A 16772-nucleotide genomic window follows, 5' to 3' on the forward strand; every position below is an offset into this window, starting at 1 on the left:
ACGCAACTTATTTTTGCGCCTTCAGTCTAACGGAGAAATAACAGGAGAAGTGCTATGCCAATTAGTCGTAAAGGGATGTCTGGCGCTCTGTTAGCCTGTGCGCTGTTGCTCAGCGGCTGCGTGTCAGTGCCGGATGCCATTAAAGGGAGTTCTCAGCTTCCACAGCAGGATTTATTACGCGTGATGAATGCGCCGCAGCTGTATGTCGGCCAGGAGTCGCGCTTCGGCGGCAAAGTAGTGAAGGTGACCAACCTTAACGGCCTGACCCGGCTGGAAATTGCCACTCAGCCGCTGGATGACAGCGCACGACCGCGCCTCGGTGCTGCCTCAATTGGCCGCATTTATGCGGACATTCATGGTTTTGTTGATCCGATCGACGTCAATAATCAGTACGTCACGGTGCTGGGCAACATCAAAGGCACCGAGAAAGGAGAAATTGGCAAAGCCAGTTACAACTTTGTGGTGATTGATGTGCGCGGTTATCAGCGCTGGCATTTGACTCAGCAGGTGATGACGCCGCCGCAGCCGATCGATCCGTGGATTTGGTACGGGCCGACGCGTCGCCATCCCGGCTATTGGGGCCCTAACCCCTACTGGGGCATGAACACCGGCGGTCCGGCGCAGGTCGAGACCATTCTTACCGAATAGCCCTAAACAGTTTTTTTTACGGCCCGGTCGCGGTGCTCGCGAACGGGCCTTTTTATTGGGCGCGCAACCGATGCGCGAAATTTAGTGATGCGCCTCGCAACCTGAAAATGCCGGAACAGGCAAACTGGTACAATCAGTTAAAATATTGTTAACAACACTGATTGCAGAGGCGGCGATGGCTACGCAACAAGAATATCGGGGTGATTCTTTGAACAAGGTTTGGCTGAAACGCTATCCGCCAGATGTACCAGCGGAAATTAACGCAGACCGTTATCCCTCTTTGGTCGATCTTTTCGAACACGCAGCGCAACGTTATGCCGATCAGGTGGCTTTCATTAACATGGGCCAGCCAATGACTTACCGCCAGCTGGAGCAGCAGAGCCGCGCTTTTGCGGCCTGGCTGCAACAGGGATTAGGCTTGCAGCAGGGCGATCGCGTCGCGCTGATGATGCCGAATCTGCTGCAGTATCCGGTGGCGCTGTTTGGCGTCCTGCGTGCCGGTATGGTGGTGGTGAATGTTAACCCGTTGTACACGCCGCGCGAGCTGAAGCACCAGCTTAATGACAGCGGTGCCAGTGCGATTGTCATTGTCTCCAACTTCGCCCATACGCTGGAAAAAGTGGTCGCGGAGACCCCGGTTAAGCACGTGATGCTGACGCGCATGGGTGATCAGCTGGCGCCGGTGAAAGCTACGCTGGTGAACTTCGTCGTTAAATACGTGAAAAAGCTGGTACCGAAATACCATCTGCCAGGGGCGGTACCGTTCCGTCATGCGCTGCAGCAGGGCGAGCAGATGAGCTATCATCGTCCTGTCATCAATAATCAGGATCTGGCATTTCTGCAGTACACCGGCGGCACCACCGGCGTGGCGAAAGGCGCCATGCTGACCCACGGCAACATGCAGGCTAATCTGGAGCAGACCAAAGCCACCTACGGTAAACTGCTGCGCGCCGGTCAGGAGCAGGTGGTAACCGCGCTGCCGCTTTATCACATCTTTGCCCTGACGGTGAACTGTCTGCTGTTCCTCGACCTGGGCGGCACCAACCTGCTGATTACCAACCCGCGCGATATTCCCGGCTTCGTTAAAGAGCTGAGCAAATTTCCCTTTACCGCCATCACCGGTGTTAATACGTTGTTCAACGCCCTGCTGAACGATGCCAATTTTAACCAGCTGGATTTCTCCACGCTGCGTCTGTCTGCCGGCGGCGGTATGGCGGTGCAGAAAGCGGTGGCCGAGCGCTGGGAGAAACTCACCGGACACTATCTGCTGGAGGGCTACGGACTCACCGAATGCTCACCGCTAGTGTCGGTTAATCCGTATGATATTACCTGCCACACCGGCAGCATCGGTTTGCCGGTTCCGTCCACCGACGTGCGTATTGTTGATGATGAAGATCGCGACGTACCGCCGGGCGAACCGGGTGAACTTTGCATTCGCGGGCCGCAGGTCATGATTGGCTACTGGCAGCGACCGGATGCCAGCGAGGAAGTGCTGAAAAATGGCTGGCTGCACACCGGTGATATTGTTACCGTGGACGCGGAAGGGTTTATCCGCATCGTCGATCGTAAAAAAGACATGATTCTGGTGTCCGGCTTTAACGTGTATCCTAACGAAATCGAAGATGTGCTGATGCAGCACGCCAAGGTGCGCGAAGCGGCGGCGATTGGCGTGCCGAGCGATCTCTCCGGCGAAGCGGTGAAAGTGTGCATCGTGAAAAAAGATCCGTCGCTGACGAAAGAGGAAGTGCTGGATCATTGTCGCCGTCAGCTCACCGGCTATAAAGTGCCGAAGATTATCGAGTTTCGTGATGAGCTGCCGAAGACCAACGTCGGTAAAATTTTACGTCGCGAATTGCGCGACGAGGCGAAGCGCGAAGCGTAGTACTGGCTTCCGCTGAATGCTCAGGTTAACGCCGGCACCGTCCGGCGTTTTTATTGCTTTTAACATGGAGCGCTGTGCGAGGTTTGTCGCAGCGAGAAAGACAACGTGAATTACACCCTGATCGACCACAATGACCAGCTGGCCGCCGTATGCCAGCAGGCCCGCCAGCATCGCGCCGTGGCGCTGGATACCGAATTCGTGCGCACCCGCACGTACTATCCGCAGCTTGGCCTGATCCAGCTCTTCGATGGCGAGCAACTGGTCCTGATCGATCCGTTAACCATCAGCGACTGGGCACCGTTTATTGCGCTGCTGCAGGATCGTCAGCTGACCAAGTTCCTGCACGCCGGCGGGGAAGACCTTGAAGTCTTCCTGCATCGTTTCGGCTGCCTGCCGGAGCCGATGATCGATACGCAGATTCTGGCCGCTTTCGCCGGGCAGCCGCTGTCGTGGGGCTTTGCCGCGATGGTCAATCATTTCAACCAGATTGAGCTGGATAAGAGTGAAGCGCGCACCGACTGGCTGGCGCGTCCGCTTACCGAGCGACAGTGCCAGTACGCTGCGGCCGATGTGGCTTATCTGCTGCCGATTGCCCATCAGCTGGTGGCGCAGACCGAAGCGGCAGGCAACATGGCGGCGGCGCTGAGTGAGTGCGCTACGTTGTGTCAGCGACGTCTTGACGTGCTGCAGCCGGAAGAGGCATGGCGCGATATCACCAACGCGTGGCAGCTGCGTCCGCGCCAGCTGGCGGTGCTGCAGCGTCTGGCCGCGTGGCGTCTCAATCTTGCCCGGCAGAAAGACATGGCGGTGAATTTTGTGGTGCGCGAAGAGAACCTGTGGAAAGTCGCGCGCTTTATGCCCGGCAGACTTGGCGAGCTGGATCATCTCGGCCTGAACGGTCACGAAATCCGCTTCCACGGTAAGGCGCTGGTGGCGATGGTGGCAGAGGCGCAGGCGCTGGATGAGGCCGCATTACCGCCGCCGTTGCCTAATCTGATTGACCACGCGCATTACAAGCAGGCGTTTAAAGCGATTAAAGCGCTGGTACAGCAGGTGAGTGAGCAGACCGGTTACAGTCAGGAGCTGTTAGCATCACGGCGCCAGATTAACCAGGTGCTGAGCGTGCACTGGGGACTGAAAAGTGCCACGCGTCCGCCGGAACTGCTGGCAGGCTGGCGGGGTGAGGTGTTGAAAGCCGGGATCGACGAGATTTTACACACGCTGTAAGCGGAACGTTTTCCCCTGCGCAACCACGCAGGGGAAAATCAGGAACCCGCTACAATCATTTAGGAACGTCTTCCGTCTCCGGCAGCGTCACGTTGAGCTCGAGGATAGAGATGTCATCCCCTTTCTGATCCAGCTGCACCGTGACCATGTCCGGGTCAATTTTCACGTATTTACAGATCACTTCCAGGATATCGCGCTTGAGCTGCGGCAGATAGTGGGGCTCACTGTCGCCCCTTCTGCGTTCGGCCACGATAATCTGCAGCCTTTCCTTGGCTATATTGGCTGTGTTCTTCTTACGGGATAAAAAGAAATCAAGTAATGCCATTGGTTATCCCCCGAACAGGCGTTTCAGGAAACCCTTCTTCTCTTCTTCAATAAAGCGGAAGGGGCGTTCTTCGCCAAGCAGGCGATCTACGGTATCAGCGTAAGCTTTACCGGCGTCAGAGTTTGCATCGAGGATCACGGGCTCACCCTGGTTAGACGCGCGCAGCACCGACTGATCTTCCGGAATCACGCCGACCAGAGGAATGCGCAGGATTTCCAGCACGTCTTCCATGCTCAGCATGTCGCCACGCGTTACGCGTCCCGGGTTATAGCGGGTCAGTAACAGGTGCTCTTTTACCGGCTCTTCGCTGTTTTCAGCGCGACGTGATTTCGACGAGATGATGCCGAGAATACGGTCTGAGTCACGCACGGAAGAGACTTCCGGGTTGGTGGTAATGATCGCTTCATCCGCGAAGTACAGCGCCATCAGCGCACCGGTTTCGATACCGGCCGGCGAGTCGCAGACGATAAAATCGAAGTCCATTGCCGCCAGGTCGTTCAGCACTTTTTCCACGCCTTCGCGGGTCAGGGCATCTTTATCACGGGTTTGTGAGGCGGGCAGAATATAAAGCTGCTCGGTGCGCTTGTCGCGAATCAGTGCCTGATTCAGCGTCGCATCGCCCTGAATAACGTTGACAAAGTCATACACCACGCGGCGTTCACAGCCCATGATCAGGTCGAGGTTACGCAGACCGATATCGAAATCGATCACCACGGTTTTTTTGCCTTTCTGCGCTAACCCTGTGGCGATGGCCGCGCTTGACGTGGTCTTGCCAACGCCCCCTTTACCCGATGTAACTACAATGATGCGTGCCATAAATGTTGATTTCCTTAACGAAAGAAAAGGGGCCTAATTAAGTGTCTGGATGGTGAGCGCGCCCTCTTTAAGGCACAGGCGCGCAGCTTTACCAAAGAATTCCGCCGGGATCTGGTCCATGATCCAGTATTCGCCGGCAATGGAGACCAACTCTGCTGACAGGTTGGTGCAAAAAATCTGGCAGTCGCGATCGCCGCTGGCACCGGCCAGCGCGCGGCCGCGCATCATGCCGTAAATATGAATGTTGCCGTCAGCCACCAGTTCGGCACCGGCGCTGACGCTGCTGGTGACGATCAAATCGGCGTTGCGCGCGTAAATCTGCTGACCGGAACGCACTGGCGTATTGATGATACGCGTTTTGCTGGCCGGTTCGCTGACCGGCGGCGCGACCGCTTCCGGCTCCGGCGCGGGCGCATCAGCGCGTTTGCGGTTCTCTTTACCCTCTGACAGCACCGGCAGGCCAGCGCGGGCAATCATCTTTTTCAGGGCTTCATCTTTACAGCCGCTCACGCCCACAATGCGTAAGCCGGTGGCGCTGACAGCCTGCTGCATCTGCTTCCAGTTGATGTCACCGTTCAGGGCTGACACGTTCAGCACCACCGGCGCGTTGTGCAGAAAAGCCGGGGCCTGGTCGATTTTGTCCTGCAGCGCCTGACGAATCACCTCGGGTTGCGAATGGTGCAGATGAACAACTGACAGGGTAAAACTGCTGCCCTTGAATTCGATTGGCGATTGCGACATCTGTCCTGACTCAGTCCTGTTTTACGACCCTGAAGTAAACGCCGATAAAATCGTCATTAACATCCGCGGGTCAATATTCGAAGTTCTGCAAGCATGTTATAGTTACTGCTATATTCAGGCAAGTGACGCCCTTAGTTAATTCGAGTAAAAAATATGTTTTGTGTGATCTATAGAAGCCCGCAACGTGACCAGACTTATCTGTATGTAGAAAAAAAAGACGATTTTTCGCGCGTCCCGGAAGAATTGCTGCGCGGCTTTGGTAAACCGCAGCTGGCGATGGTGCTGTCGCTCGACCAGCGCGACAGGCTGGCCAACGCTGACATCAATAAAGTGAAGCAGGGTTTAAGCGAACAAGGTTATTATTTGCAGATCCCACCACCGGTTGAAAGTCTGCTCAACATTCATCTTGAACAGGGTAAAAAAGTTTAATTCAGATTCATCTGTAAAAATATATCCTGTAAATATAATCAGTGCTTCGGCATTAATTTAATTGCTCACCTTAACCCATTATTGTGGGCAATAATCGTTGTCTTAAGCGGCGGACCTGATGAACAGGGGAACGGCTTTTGCCGCTTTCCGTCACGTGCGCCGCGATAAACCCGCTAATATAGTGCTCAGCAGCCTGCCACGTTCCGGCGGCTGATGAGACATCTTCGCCAGCGCGGCTGGCACCTAACTCAACTCAAGCAGGGGATTAGCATGTATCAGCATCGTAACTGGCAGGGCGCGCTGTTGGATTATCCGGTCAGCAAAGTGGTGTGCGTCGGCAGCAACTATGCAAAGCATATTAAAGAGATGGGCAGCGCCACCCCGAGTGAGCCGGTGGTGTTTATCAAACCGGAAACCGCGGTGTGCGATTTGCGGCAGCCACTGTCGATCCCGGCCAGCTTTGGTGAGGTGCATCATGAAGTGGAGCTGGCGGTGCTGATTGGCGCTACCCTGAAGCAGGCCAGTGAAGAGCACGTGGCGAAAGCGATTGCCGGTTATGGCGTCGCGCTGGATTTAACGCTGCGCGATCTGCAGGCCGGGTTTAAGAAAGCCGGTCAGCCATGGGAGCGCGCCAAGAGTTTCGATAACTCCTGTCCGCTGTCCGGGTTTATCCCGGCGGCTGAATTCAGCGTCGATCCGCAGGATGCCGAACTCAAGCTGGTCATTAACGGCGAGGTGCGCCAGCACGGCACTACGGCAGATATGATCCACAAAATTCTGCCGCTGATTGCTTACATGAGCCAGTACTTCACGCTGCGCGCCGGTGACGTGGTGCTGACCGGTACGCCTGAAGGCGTGGGCCCGCTGCGCTCCGGCGATAAGCTGGAAGTGTCGCTGGCCGGTCACGGTATCAGCACCCGCGTACTGTAATACTTGCATCACCGCACCTGAAGCTTTATAAGGTGCGGTCTTGTTGCTCAACCCGGACCGCTATCATGACCGACCAACCTTTCTGGCAGACCAAACGCCTGGACCAAATGAACGACGCAGAGTGGGAATCGCTGTGCGACGGCTGTGGACAGTGCTGTCTGAATAAGTTGCAGGATGCGGATACCGATGAGATTTACTTCACTAACGTCGCCTGCAATCAGCTCAACATCAAGACCTGTCAGTGCCGCAATTATGAGCGTCGCTTCGAGTACGAAGAAGATTGCATCAAGCTGACGCGCGAGAATCTCACCACCTTTAACTGGCTGCCGCGCACCTGCGCTTACCGGCTGTTAGGGGAGGGCAAAACGCTGCCGGCATGGCACCCGCTGATTGCCGGGTCGAAGAAGGCGATGCATGCTCAGCGTATTTCGGTGCGATACATCGCGGTGCGCGAGAGTGAAGTGCGCGACTGGGAAGAACACATTATTGACCGGCCGGATCGGAACGGCTGATAACGCAACAGGCAGCCGCGGCTGCCTGTTTCGTCTGAGACTTTGTTTGACTGAACTCAGCGACCAAACAGATCGCGACGTTTTGCTTTGAACGGTTGCGCAATCAATACCAGAATGCCCACCAGCAGATAAGCGGCAAAAATCACGATCATCCACTGCGGCATGCTCCAGGTCAGGAAAGTCCATCCGCGTTCCGCGCAGTCACCGCTGGCGACAAATACCGCCGGCAGCCATTTATCCAGCGGCAGCCAGCTCGGGAAGCGAGCAGCAAAATCGCAGGTCACAAACGGGTTGGGGTGCAGCTGAATCATGGTGTGCTCATAAGAGAGGCGTACCCCTTCATAAGCGCTGTAGAGCCAGATGGCGATGGCTGCCCAGCGCAGCGGCGTTTTAGGCGCAATTGCACCCACCAGGCCGGCGCCCATGACGCCAAACAGCGCACAACGCTCATAGATACACATTACGCAGGGTTGCAGTCCCATTACGTGCTGAAAGAACAGCGCAACCAGTTCAAAAACCAGGGCGGTCAGGGCCATTAATAACCAGGCACCGCGTCCGCGTGAGCATTGATTCAAGTATCGCAACATATTGCTTTTCCCGTAGCCGTTAATGCATCGCAGTGTAAACCAAAAGCGTACCCGTGCCAGCCAGCCAGGCGGAAAAAATCATGTATAAAAATGACTTATCCCTGATCCACGCCAAAAAATCGTGGCTTTTAGCACACGGTATCAAAAGCGCCCACGCAAGCGCAGCGTAACCCACGGCTTTTTTCGCTGCGCAGCTGCTGAATTTTGCGCCAGCGCGCGCTTTTAATCCGCTGGCAGGCTATTTCCGCTATGACCCCTCTGGTATGATGAGTGCCATTACGACAAAGAAAGCAATGAGAAATAAATGCTATGGTGATTAAGGCACAGAGCCCTGCAGGATTCGCTGAAGAGTACATAATTGAAAGCATCTGGAACAGCCGTTTTCCGCCGGGATCGATTCTTCCTGCCGAACGTGAGCTTTCTGAACTGATCGGCGTGACCCGCACCACTCTGCGTGAAGTGCTGCAGCGGCTGGCTCGTGATGGCTGGCTGACCATTCAGCATGGTAAACCCACCCGCGTCAATGATTTCTGGGAAACGTCTGGTCTTAATATCCTCGAAACGCTCGCCCGTCTTGACCACGACAGTGTGCCGCAGTTAATTGATAACCTGCTGTCAGTGCGCACCAATATCGCGTCGATCTTTATCAGCCGCGCGCTGCGCCATCATCCGGATAAGGCGCGTGAAGTGCTGGAGAGTGCGCTGAGCGAGGAAGATCAGGCTGAAGCCTATACCGAGCTGGATTACCGCGTATTTCGCGGCCTGGCCTTTGCTTCCGGCAACCCGATTTACGGCCTGATTCTCAACGGTCTGAAAGGGCTGTACACCCGCGTTGGCCGCCATTACTTCTCAAATCCGGAAGCGCGTGAACTGGCGCGTAACTTTTATCGTCAGCTGGCGGATCTGTGTGGCAAACAGCCGACGCAGGATCAGATCGTCGACAGCGTGCGTAACTACGGCCGCCGCAGCGGTGAAATCTGGCACAGTATGCAGAAAAGCATGCCGGATGATTTGAGCAGTAAGCGCTAACAGCGCACTAAGGTTTGGCGGGCTCCTGTCCCGGACAGCCAGTATCCGCTGCTGCCGGGCTGCTCCTCGCGCCGCTTACGCGGTACCTTCGGCGTTCACGTTGCGCCTGACGGACCGGCCGGTATCGGTCTTCCTGACCGGCCCGGCCTGATTCCCGCCTCCCCGCGGGAATCTCCTGGCGCAACGTAAAAGCCTCAGCGCTGCGAATAGCCCGCCGCATCAGCGGATACTGACTGTCTGTGAAGTTGGTGCAGGATTATCTGTGAGATTAGGGGCTTACAACGCAGGATGATAAATGCTCGTCCCTGAGCATGGAGATTTTGTTTAAAGCGCCGGTCCGCGCGCCGGACAGCGATCCAGCAGCTCCACGCTGCCATCTTCGTTCTGCTGTTCCAGATTGACATCAAAACCCCACAGCCGATGCACATGCTTCAGCACATCGCGACGGCTCTTATCGAGCGGGGCGCGCTGCTGCGGCACATAGCGTAGCGTCAGAGAACGGTCACCGCGCAGGTCAACGTTGTACACCTGAATATTCGGCTCCAGATTGCTCAGATTGTACTGCGCTGACAGCTGCTGACGAATCGCGCGATATCCCGCCTCATCATGAATGGCGGCAATCTCAAGATAGTTATTACGATCGTCGTCCATTACCGTAAACAGACGGAAATCCCGCATCACTTTCGGCGACAGGAACTGGCTGATAAAACTCTCGTCTTTAAACTCGCGCATGGCGAAATGCAGCGTCTTAAGCCAGTCGGAGCCGGCGATGTCCGGGAACCAGTAGCGATCTTCCTCAGTTGGCGACTGACAGATGCGCTTGATGTCCTGGAACATGGCAAAGCCCAGCGCATACGGGTTGATACCGTTATACCACTGGCTGTTATACGGCGGCTGATACACCACGTTGGTATGGCTGTGCAGGAACTCCATCATAAAGCGCTCCGACACTTTGCCCTCATCGTACAGGTGATTCAGAATGGTGTAGTGCCAGAAGGTCGCCCAGCCTTCATTCATCACCTGGGTCTGTTTCTGCGGGTAAAAATACTGGCTGACTTTACGCACAATGCGCAGCACTTCACGCTGCCACGACTCCAGCAGTGGCGCGTTCTTTTCCATAAAGTACAGCAGGTTTTCCTGCGGCTCAGAGGGATAGCGCGCCGCCTCGACCTGAGTAAACTCTTTCTCTTTGCGTGGCAGGGTGCGCCACAGCGTATTGACCTGGCTCTGCAGATACTCTTCCCGGCTTTTCTGCCGCGCTTTCTCTTCCTGCAGCGAAATCTTTTGCGGGCGTTTATAGCGATCGACGCCATAGTTCATCAGCGCATGACAGGAGTCCAGCAGTCGCTCGACCTCTTCCACGCCATAACGCTCTTCGCAATCAGAGATGTAGTTACGCGCGAACAGCAGATAATCGACAATTGAGCTGGCATCGGTCCAGCTGCGGAACAGGTAGTTGTTTTTGAAGAAAGAGTTGTGGCCATAGCAGGCGTGCGCCATCACCAGCGCCTGCATGGTCATGGTGTTCTCTTCCATCAGGTAAGCGATACAGGGATTCGAGTTAATGACGATTTCATACGCCAGTCCCTGCTGACCATGTTTATAGCGCTGCTCGGTTTCGATGAACTTCTTGCCGAACGACCAGTGGGCATAATTGATGGGCATCCCCACGCTGGAGTACGCATCCATCATCTGCTCGGAGGTGATCACTTCGATTTGGTGCGGGTAGGTATCGAGCCCATAGCTTTTGGCCACGCGGTCGATCTCCGCCAGGTAGACATCAAGCAGCTCAAAGGTCCAGTCGGGACCGTCACTGAGTCGTTTGCTGTTGCGGGTTGGCTCGTCAAACATTGTCGTCATAGCGCACCTCTGTTTTGCAAGCGGCAGGCAACAGAGTGTCACCTGTCACGATCGTTTAAGGCTTCATCCTGAGAAAGACAGCCCAAAAAAAACTGAGCGAACACTTCAATGATAGTCCACTGTCGCTTATCCGATGCGGGAACTCAATCGAATTCTTTTGGTACAAAATCATCATAATAGGCGTGCTTTGGTAGCTAATAAGGTTATGTGTTATCTGGGTGATAAATTGCAGCATTAAATCCTGTTTATAAGCGCGCGATATGACTGCGGCGCTTTCTCCTGAAAAAAGTGAGATGCTCTGCCTTTCGCATAATAATTCGCTGGTTAACGCTTTTAAGGCACAAAAAACTCTGATTTTGGCGCGAGCGCATGATTTCAGTGTGCAGTTAAGTGAAAAACATGTGAAATGAAAGGGTCGAATGTAATATCAGTTCAGCCATCGGGTTATGCTAAACCCGATGGTGATACCAGTTAATTATGCTTTTCGCGATGAGGGGCTTATGCGCGTAGTCATTCTGGGTAGTGGTGTCGTAGGGGTAGCCAGTGCGTGGTATCTGGCGCAGGCGGGGCATGACGTCACCGTAATCGATCGCCAGCCCGGCGCGGCGCTGGAAACCAGTGCCGGCAATGCCGGGCAAATTTCGCCCGGCTATGCGGCACCCTGGGCGGCGCCCGGTGTACCGCTTAAGGCGGTAAAGTGGATGTTTCAGAAGCATGCGCCGCTGGCAGTGCGACTCGACGGCAGCAAATTCCAGCTGGAGTGGATGTGGAACATGCTACGCAACTGCGACATGCGTCACTACCAGGAAAATAAGGGCCGTATGGTGCGTATCGCCGAATACAGCCGCGACTGCCTGAAGGCACTGCGCAGCAGCACCGGTATCGCCTATGAAGGGCGCCAGGGCGGCACTTTGCAGCTGTTCCGCACGCAGCAACAGTTTGACAGCGCCAGCAAAGACATCGCGGTACTGCGTGAAGCGGGGGTGCCCTATGAGCTGCTGGAAGCGCATCAGCTGCACAGCGTGGAGCCGGCGCTGGCGGGTACCGCGCACAAGCTGACCGGCGGCCTGCGCCTGCCGAATGACGAAACCGGTGACTGCCAGCTGTTTACCCAGCGTCTGGCGGCGATGGCAGCCGCAGCCGGCGTCACTTTCCGTTATGACACGTCGGTGGATCAGCTGTTGCGCGAAGGCAATCGCATCTATGGCGTGAAGTGCGGCGATGAGGTCATCAAAGCCGATGCTTACGTCGTGGCCTTTGGCTCTTACTCTACGGCGCTGCTGAAAGACATCGTGTCGATTCCGGTCTATCCGCTGAAAGGCTATTCCCTCACTATCCCGATCAAAGATCCGCAGGGCGCGCCGCTCTCCACCATTCTGGATGAAACCTATAAAGTGGCGGTAACACGCTTTGATGACCGCATTCGCGTCGGTGGCATGGCCGAAATCGTTGGTTTTAACACCAAACTGTTGCCGGCACGACGTGAAACGCTGGAGATGGTGGTCCGCGATCTCTATCCTGAAGGCGGGTATGTTGAACAGGCTACGTTCTGGACCGGACTGCGCCCGATGACGCCGGATGGCACGCCAATTGTCGGGCGCACGCCGCTGACCAATCTCTGGCTGAACACCGGGCACGGTACGCTGGGCTGGACGATGGCCTGTGGTTCCGGCCAGTTGCTGGCCGATCTGATTTCGGGACGTAAACCGGCCATCGCCGCCGACGACTTGTCGGTGCTGCGTTACCTGCCGGGCTTTGCGGCCCCGGCATCGCCGCTGCGTAATGCCAGCGCGACGCGCTGATACTTCAGGGAGAGTAAAAACATGTCACGTCCTACGGGTGCCACCATTAATCAACAGGCGCTGCGCCACAATCTGGCGATTGTGCGTCAGGCGGCACCGCACGCGCGCGTCTGGTCAGTGGTGAAGGCCAATGCCTACGGCCACGGCATTGCCCGCGTATGGCAGAGTCTGGCGGAGACCGACGGTTTCGCGCTGCTGAATATGGAAGAGGCGATCCTGCTGCGCGAGCAGGGCTGGAAAAAGCCAATTCTGCTGCTGGAAGGCTTCTTTCACGCCGATGACCTGACGCTGATCGATCGCTATCGCCTGACCACCAGCGTACACAGTAACTGGCAGATTCAGGCGCTGGCGAAGGCGCAGCTGTCGGCGCCAGTCGATGTTTATCTGAAGATCAATAGCGGCATGAACCGTCTCGGTTTTCGTCCGGAACAGGCACAGGCGGCCTGGCACAAGCTGCGTGCGTTGCCCAACGTGGGGGAAATGACGCTGATGGCGCACTTTGCCGATGCGGAAAACCCGCAAGGGCTGGTGGAACCGATGCAGCGCGTCGAACAGGCGGCGGAAGGGCTGAACTGTCCGCGTTCGCTTGCCAACTCAGCGACCACGCTGTGGCATCCGCAGGCGCATTTTGACTGGGTGCGGCCCGGCATTATTCTCTACGGGGCGTCACCGAGCGGCGACTGGCAGGATATCGCCAGTACCGGTCTGCAGCCGGTAATGACGCTCAGCAGTGAAATTATTGGCATACAGCAGATCGGTGCCGGCGAGGGTGTTGGCTACGGTTACCGCTACCACGCGGCCGCGCCACAGCGTATCGGTATTGTGGCCTGTGGCTATGCTGACGGCTATCCGCGCCATGCGCCGACCGGTACGCCGGTCAGCGTTGATGGCATCCGCACGCAAACGCTCGGGGCGATCTCGATGGACATGATGATGATTGACCTCGAGCCCTGCCCGCAGGCGGGTATCGGTTCGCGCGTGGAGCTGTGGGGCAACGAGGTGAAAATTGATGAGGTGGCGAAAGCCGCCGGAACGGTAGGCTACGAGCTAATGTGTGCACTCGCGCCGCGCGTCCCGGTCACGCTTAGTTAAGCGCCGTAACTGTACCACGCATGTTCTTACTGCAGCGCCAGGCGATCAGCGCCAGCGCTGCACCCACCAGCATCATCAGCGCTAACGCTGATTTCTCTGCCACCGGCAGCGCCACCATCGCCAGGCTGCCACCCGCACCGCCCGCCATCTGAATAAATCCCTGCAGCGCCGCCGCCACACCCGCCTGCTGCTGATACGGCTCCAGCGCATAGCTGGTGGCCGGCCCGACGGTGAAGGCCAGGCCGGCCACCGAGATCGCCACCGGAATCATGTACAGCGACCAGTGGGTTTGCCAGGCCGCAGGAAACAGCGTCATCCCCGCCACCAGCAGCAGCGCACCGAGCAGCATGGTGACAAACCCCATGGCGAGACAAAACGGGCGGCCCGCTTTACGAATGGTTTTATTGACGAAGGCACTCACCAGCATGATCCAGAAACCGTTGGCGCCAAAGGCAAAGGAGAATTGCAGCGGCGTCAGGCCACCTTCGGTCATCAACACGTGCGGTGCCAGCGAAACGTAGGTCAGCACCATGCCGAGCGCGCCCGCGTTGGCAAAGGCGAAAGCGAGAAAGCGCGGCTGCCGGGCGATGGCAGCATACTGCGCCAGCGGCAGCCCTTTAACGCGCAGCGTGTCCGCCGGACGCGTTTCCGGCAGTGCGACCACCACAATAACGGCAATCACCAGCGCATAGCCGCACAGGAACCAGAAGGGCGCACGCCAGCCATAGGCTTCCGCCAGAATACCGCCGAGCAGCGGTGCCAGCGCTGGCACGATGTTCAGCGCGCCATTGAGGAAACCATAAGCCCGCGCCGCGGCATCGCCGCTCAGCCGATCGCGCACGCCGCTAAATGCCACCACCGCACTACAGCATACCGCACAGCCCTGAATCAGGCGCGCCAGGAAGAACACCGGCCAGACGGTGGCGGTTGCGGCCACTGCGCTACCGATGATGTAGAGCGCGAGGCCGATCAGCGCGATCGGCTTACGGCCAAAATTATCCACCAGCGGACCAGTAACCAGCTGACCGATACCCATCACCAGCAAAAACAGCGGAATGGTGGTCTGGATCAGACTGACCGGGCTGTTAAGACCGTCGGCAATCTGCGGCAGCGTGGGGAGGTAGAGATCGATGCCCAGCGGTGCCAGCAGCACCAGGCTCAAAAGAAGTAGGGTAAACTTTTGCATTACGAACCAGTAACGTCCTGTTAAACAGGCGAGAAGGGTAATGAGTCTGCGGCCAAAAAGAAAGGGCTAAAACGAAAAGGCGATGTCTGCCGGCACAGCGCAGACATCGCGTCGAGGGTATCAGTAAGCACCGTCGCGGCGCAGCACCACGCCAGCGGTTTTGAACAGAATGGCGATGTCGGTCCACAACGCCCAGTTCTTCACGTACCAGGAGTCAAAATAGACGCGCGTGTCGTAGTCGATATCGTTACGCCCGCTGACCTGCCACAGACCGGTCATGCCCGGTTTGGCCATCAGATAGTAGTCGACATCGCCGGCGTAGCGTTCCAGCTCAGCTTCAATCACCGGACGCGGTCCCACCAGACTCATTTCGCCACGAATCACGTTCCACAGCTGGGGCAGTTCATCCAGGCTGGTTTTACGCAGGAAGCCACCGATTTTGGTGATGCGCGGATCGTTCTTCAGTTTGAAATCACGATCCCACTCAGCGCGCGCTTCGGCACTGTTGGCCAGCAGATTCTGCAGCACCTCCTGCGAGTTGGTCACCATTGAACGGAACTTCAGGCACTTAAATTTCACGCCATCCTGACCGACGCGTTCGTGGCCATAAATGGCATTGCCGCCATCGCGTTTTACCATCCAGCACAGCAGACCGAACACCGGGGCAAGAAACAGCAGCAGCAGGGAGGCAACCACTACGTCGAAAGTGCGCTTGAGGAAACGCGATGAGCGTTTCGCCAGGTTGTTACTGACGCGCAGAATCATCACTTCATGGCTGAAGATAAACGACATATCGGTGCCATACAGCGGCACACCGCGCAGCGTCGGGATAACCGAAATTGAGCGGCATTTCATCTTGGACAAAAACTTCAGCCATTTATCGCGCACCACCTGCTGTTCAAATTCGGTGGCGACGATAAATTGCGTGTTGTCACGGTCCATGGTTTGCCAGTTGATGTCTTTCCAGGTAATAACCGGCACGCCGTTAACACTTTCCTGGTGAGGCTCATCGTCCAGCGAGATAAACGCCTGCACGTTATAGCCGAGGATCTCCTCGCTCTGCAGCGCTGCGTAGGCTTCCATGGCGTTTTTACCGGAGCCGATGATAATGGTCTCTTTTTGCCACTGACCAGCGCGGTTGATGGCACGCTTCACGCCGGCGCGCATTAGCGGCAGCAGCAGCAGGGCATAGGTCCAGCTAAACACCCACACCATGCGCGAGAAGTCCCATTTGGAAAAGGCAATCAGCGCCAGATCCAGCAGCGAAAACACAAACAGCGTTTTGACGATTTCTTTCAACTCAAACCAGAACGGTTTGCGATAGGTGTAGTGGCGCATACGCACCCAGAACCAGGCTGTGCACAGCACTGACAGACCTAACTGTGCGACAAAGCGGTATTCAATTTGCTGCGGCGGAATAAAACTGTCCAGTTCTCCCCAAATACCCTGGACGGTGGCCGCGGATAAAAATAATGCCAGGTTCAGTGCAATTAAATCCGAAAAGCTGAGTGCCACTTTCGCGATGAGATTTTTGCGCAGTCCGCTCCACGAGCGGGTTGCATCGTTCATTACCAATGTACTTGCCATAAAACCTGCTCTCTTTTCTTAAGTAAAAGATGGCCTGACCAGAATCAAGTACGCGCTCAGGAGTCGTCCGCTGAAAGCAGAAATAAAATAATATTCAGCGAGATATGAGTCAGTGCTGC

General features: G+C 56.3%; 16 protein-coding genes. 9 read left to right on the forward strand and 7 right to left on the reverse strand.

Annotation, left to right across the window (positions count from 1 at the left end; all coding sequences use genetic code 11):
* Window positions 1-54 precede the first annotated feature (54 nt).
* The 3 genes from F3J41_RS14965 (at window position 55) to rnd (ending at window position 3757) form a co-directional block, all read left to right on the forward strand.
* Entirely contained in the window at window positions 55-648 is a 594-nt protein-coding gene (locus F3J41_RS14965) for a Slp family lipoprotein (RefSeq protein WP_010616392.1), read from the forward strand.
* 208 nt (window positions 649-856) lie between these two features.
* On the forward strand, window positions 857-2530 hold the full coding sequence (fadD, locus tag F3J41_RS14970) for a long-chain-fatty-acid--CoA ligase FadD (protein WP_132462411.1): 1674 nt from the start codon (window positions 857-859) through the stop codon (window positions 2528-2530).
* A gap of 105 nt (window positions 2531-2635) precedes the next feature.
* Entirely contained in the window at window positions 2636-3757 is a 1122-nt protein-coding gene (rnd, locus tag F3J41_RS14975; protein WP_166711666.1) for a ribonuclease D, read from the forward strand.
* A 55-nt stretch (window positions 3758-3812) separates the two neighbouring features.
* Here the strand turns inward: rnd and minE are convergent, their stop codons facing one another.
* Genes minE through minC form a run of 3 tightly spaced genes read right to left on the reverse strand, consistent with a single transcriptional unit; the run spans window position 3813 to window position 5639 of the window.
* Window positions 3813-4082: a cell division topological specificity factor MinE gene (gene minE / locus F3J41_RS14980; protein WP_010616394.1), complete on the reverse strand. Its 270-nt coding sequence runs from the start codon at window positions 4080-4082 to the stop codon at window positions 3813-3815.
* 3 nt (window positions 4083-4085) lie between these two features.
* On the reverse strand, window positions 4086-4898 hold the full coding sequence (minD, locus tag F3J41_RS14985) for a septum site-determining protein MinD (protein WP_021510042.1): 813 nt from the start codon (window positions 4896-4898) through the stop codon (window positions 4086-4088).
* Between the two features lie 33 nt (window positions 4899-4931).
* Window positions 4932-5639: a septum site-determining protein MinC gene (gene minC / locus F3J41_RS14990; RefSeq protein ID WP_021510043.1), complete on the reverse strand. Its 708-nt coding sequence runs from the start codon at window positions 5637-5639 to the stop codon at window positions 4932-4934.
* 153 nt (window positions 5640-5792) lie between these two features.
* Here minC and F3J41_RS14995 point away from each other — a divergent pair, with 153 nt between their 5' ends.
* The 3 genes from F3J41_RS14995 to F3J41_RS15005 all read left to right on the forward strand — a co-directional run bounded on the left by F3J41_RS14995 (window position 5793) and on the right by F3J41_RS15005 (window position 7510).
* Window positions 5793-6068 carry a YcgL domain-containing protein gene (locus tag F3J41_RS14995; RefSeq protein ID WP_021510044.1) on the forward strand — a complete coding sequence of 92 codons (276 nt, stop codon included), beginning with the start codon at window positions 5793-5795 and terminating at the stop codon, window positions 6066-6068.
* Window positions 6069-6338: 270 nt separating this feature from the next.
* Window positions 6339-6998: a fumarylacetoacetate hydrolase family protein gene (locus tag F3J41_RS15000; RefSeq protein ID WP_021510045.1), complete on the forward strand. Its 660-nt coding sequence runs from the start codon at window positions 6339-6341 to the stop codon at window positions 6996-6998.
* A gap of 65 nt (window positions 6999-7063) precedes the next feature.
* Window positions 7064-7510, forward strand: coding sequence for a YcgN family cysteine cluster protein (locus tag F3J41_RS15005; protein ID WP_021510046.1), 447 nt, complete (start codon window positions 7064-7066; stop codon window positions 7508-7510).
* Window positions 7511-7566: 56 nt separating this feature from the next.
* Here the strand turns inward: F3J41_RS15005 and dsbB are convergent, their stop codons facing one another.
* Window positions 7567-8097, reverse strand: coding sequence for a disulfide bond formation protein DsbB (gene dsbB, locus F3J41_RS15010; RefSeq protein ID WP_040679952.1), 531 nt, complete (start codon window positions 8095-8097; stop codon window positions 7567-7569).
* Between the two features lie 309 nt (window positions 8098-8406).
* Between dsbB and fadR the strand changes: the two genes are divergently transcribed.
* On the forward strand, window positions 8407-9126 hold the full coding sequence (fadR, locus tag F3J41_RS15015; RefSeq protein ID WP_058757728.1) for a fatty acid metabolism transcriptional regulator FadR: 720 nt from the start codon (window positions 8407-8409) through the stop codon (window positions 9124-9126).
* 324 nt (window positions 9127-9450) lie between these two features.
* Here the strand turns inward: fadR and F3J41_RS15020 are convergent, their stop codons facing one another.
* Window positions 9451-10986 carry a SpoVR family protein gene (locus F3J41_RS15020; RefSeq protein WP_031280208.1) on the reverse strand — a complete coding sequence of 512 codons (1536 nt, stop codon included), beginning with the start codon at window positions 10984-10986 and terminating at the stop codon, window positions 9451-9453.
* 500 nt (window positions 10987-11486) lie between these two features.
* Between F3J41_RS15020 and F3J41_RS15025 the strand changes: the two genes are divergently transcribed.
* Entirely contained in the window at window positions 11487-12788 is a 1302-nt protein-coding gene (locus F3J41_RS15025) for a D-amino acid dehydrogenase (RefSeq protein WP_059009711.1), read from the forward strand.
* A gap of 21 nt (window positions 12789-12809) precedes the next feature.
* On the forward strand, window positions 12810-13880 hold the full coding sequence (gene dadX / locus F3J41_RS15030; protein ID WP_058757726.1) for a catabolic alanine racemase DadX: 1071 nt from the start codon (window positions 12810-12812) through the stop codon (window positions 13878-13880).
* Here the strand turns inward: dadX and F3J41_RS15035 are convergent.
* Window positions 13873-15066 (reverse strand): multidrug effflux MFS transporter, encoded by a 1194-nt coding sequence (locus F3J41_RS15035; RefSeq protein WP_059009709.1) that lies wholly within the window; start codon window positions 15064-15066, stop codon window positions 13873-13875. The genes dadX and F3J41_RS15035 overlap by 8 nt on opposite strands.
* A gap of 120 nt (window positions 15067-15186) precedes the next feature.
* A complete protein-coding gene (gene wbaP, locus F3J41_RS15040) occupies window positions 15187-16653 on the reverse strand; it encodes an undecaprenyl-phosphate galactose phosphotransferase WbaP (protein WP_059009707.1) in 1467 nt (488 codons plus the stop codon).
* Window positions 16654-16772 lie beyond the last annotated feature (119 nt).

Source organism: Pantoea sp. Ap-870 (genome assembly GCF_011752515.1).
Classification (GTDB): Bacteria; Pseudomonadota; Gammaproteobacteria; order Enterobacterales; family Enterobacteriaceae; genus Pantoea; species Pantoea dispersa.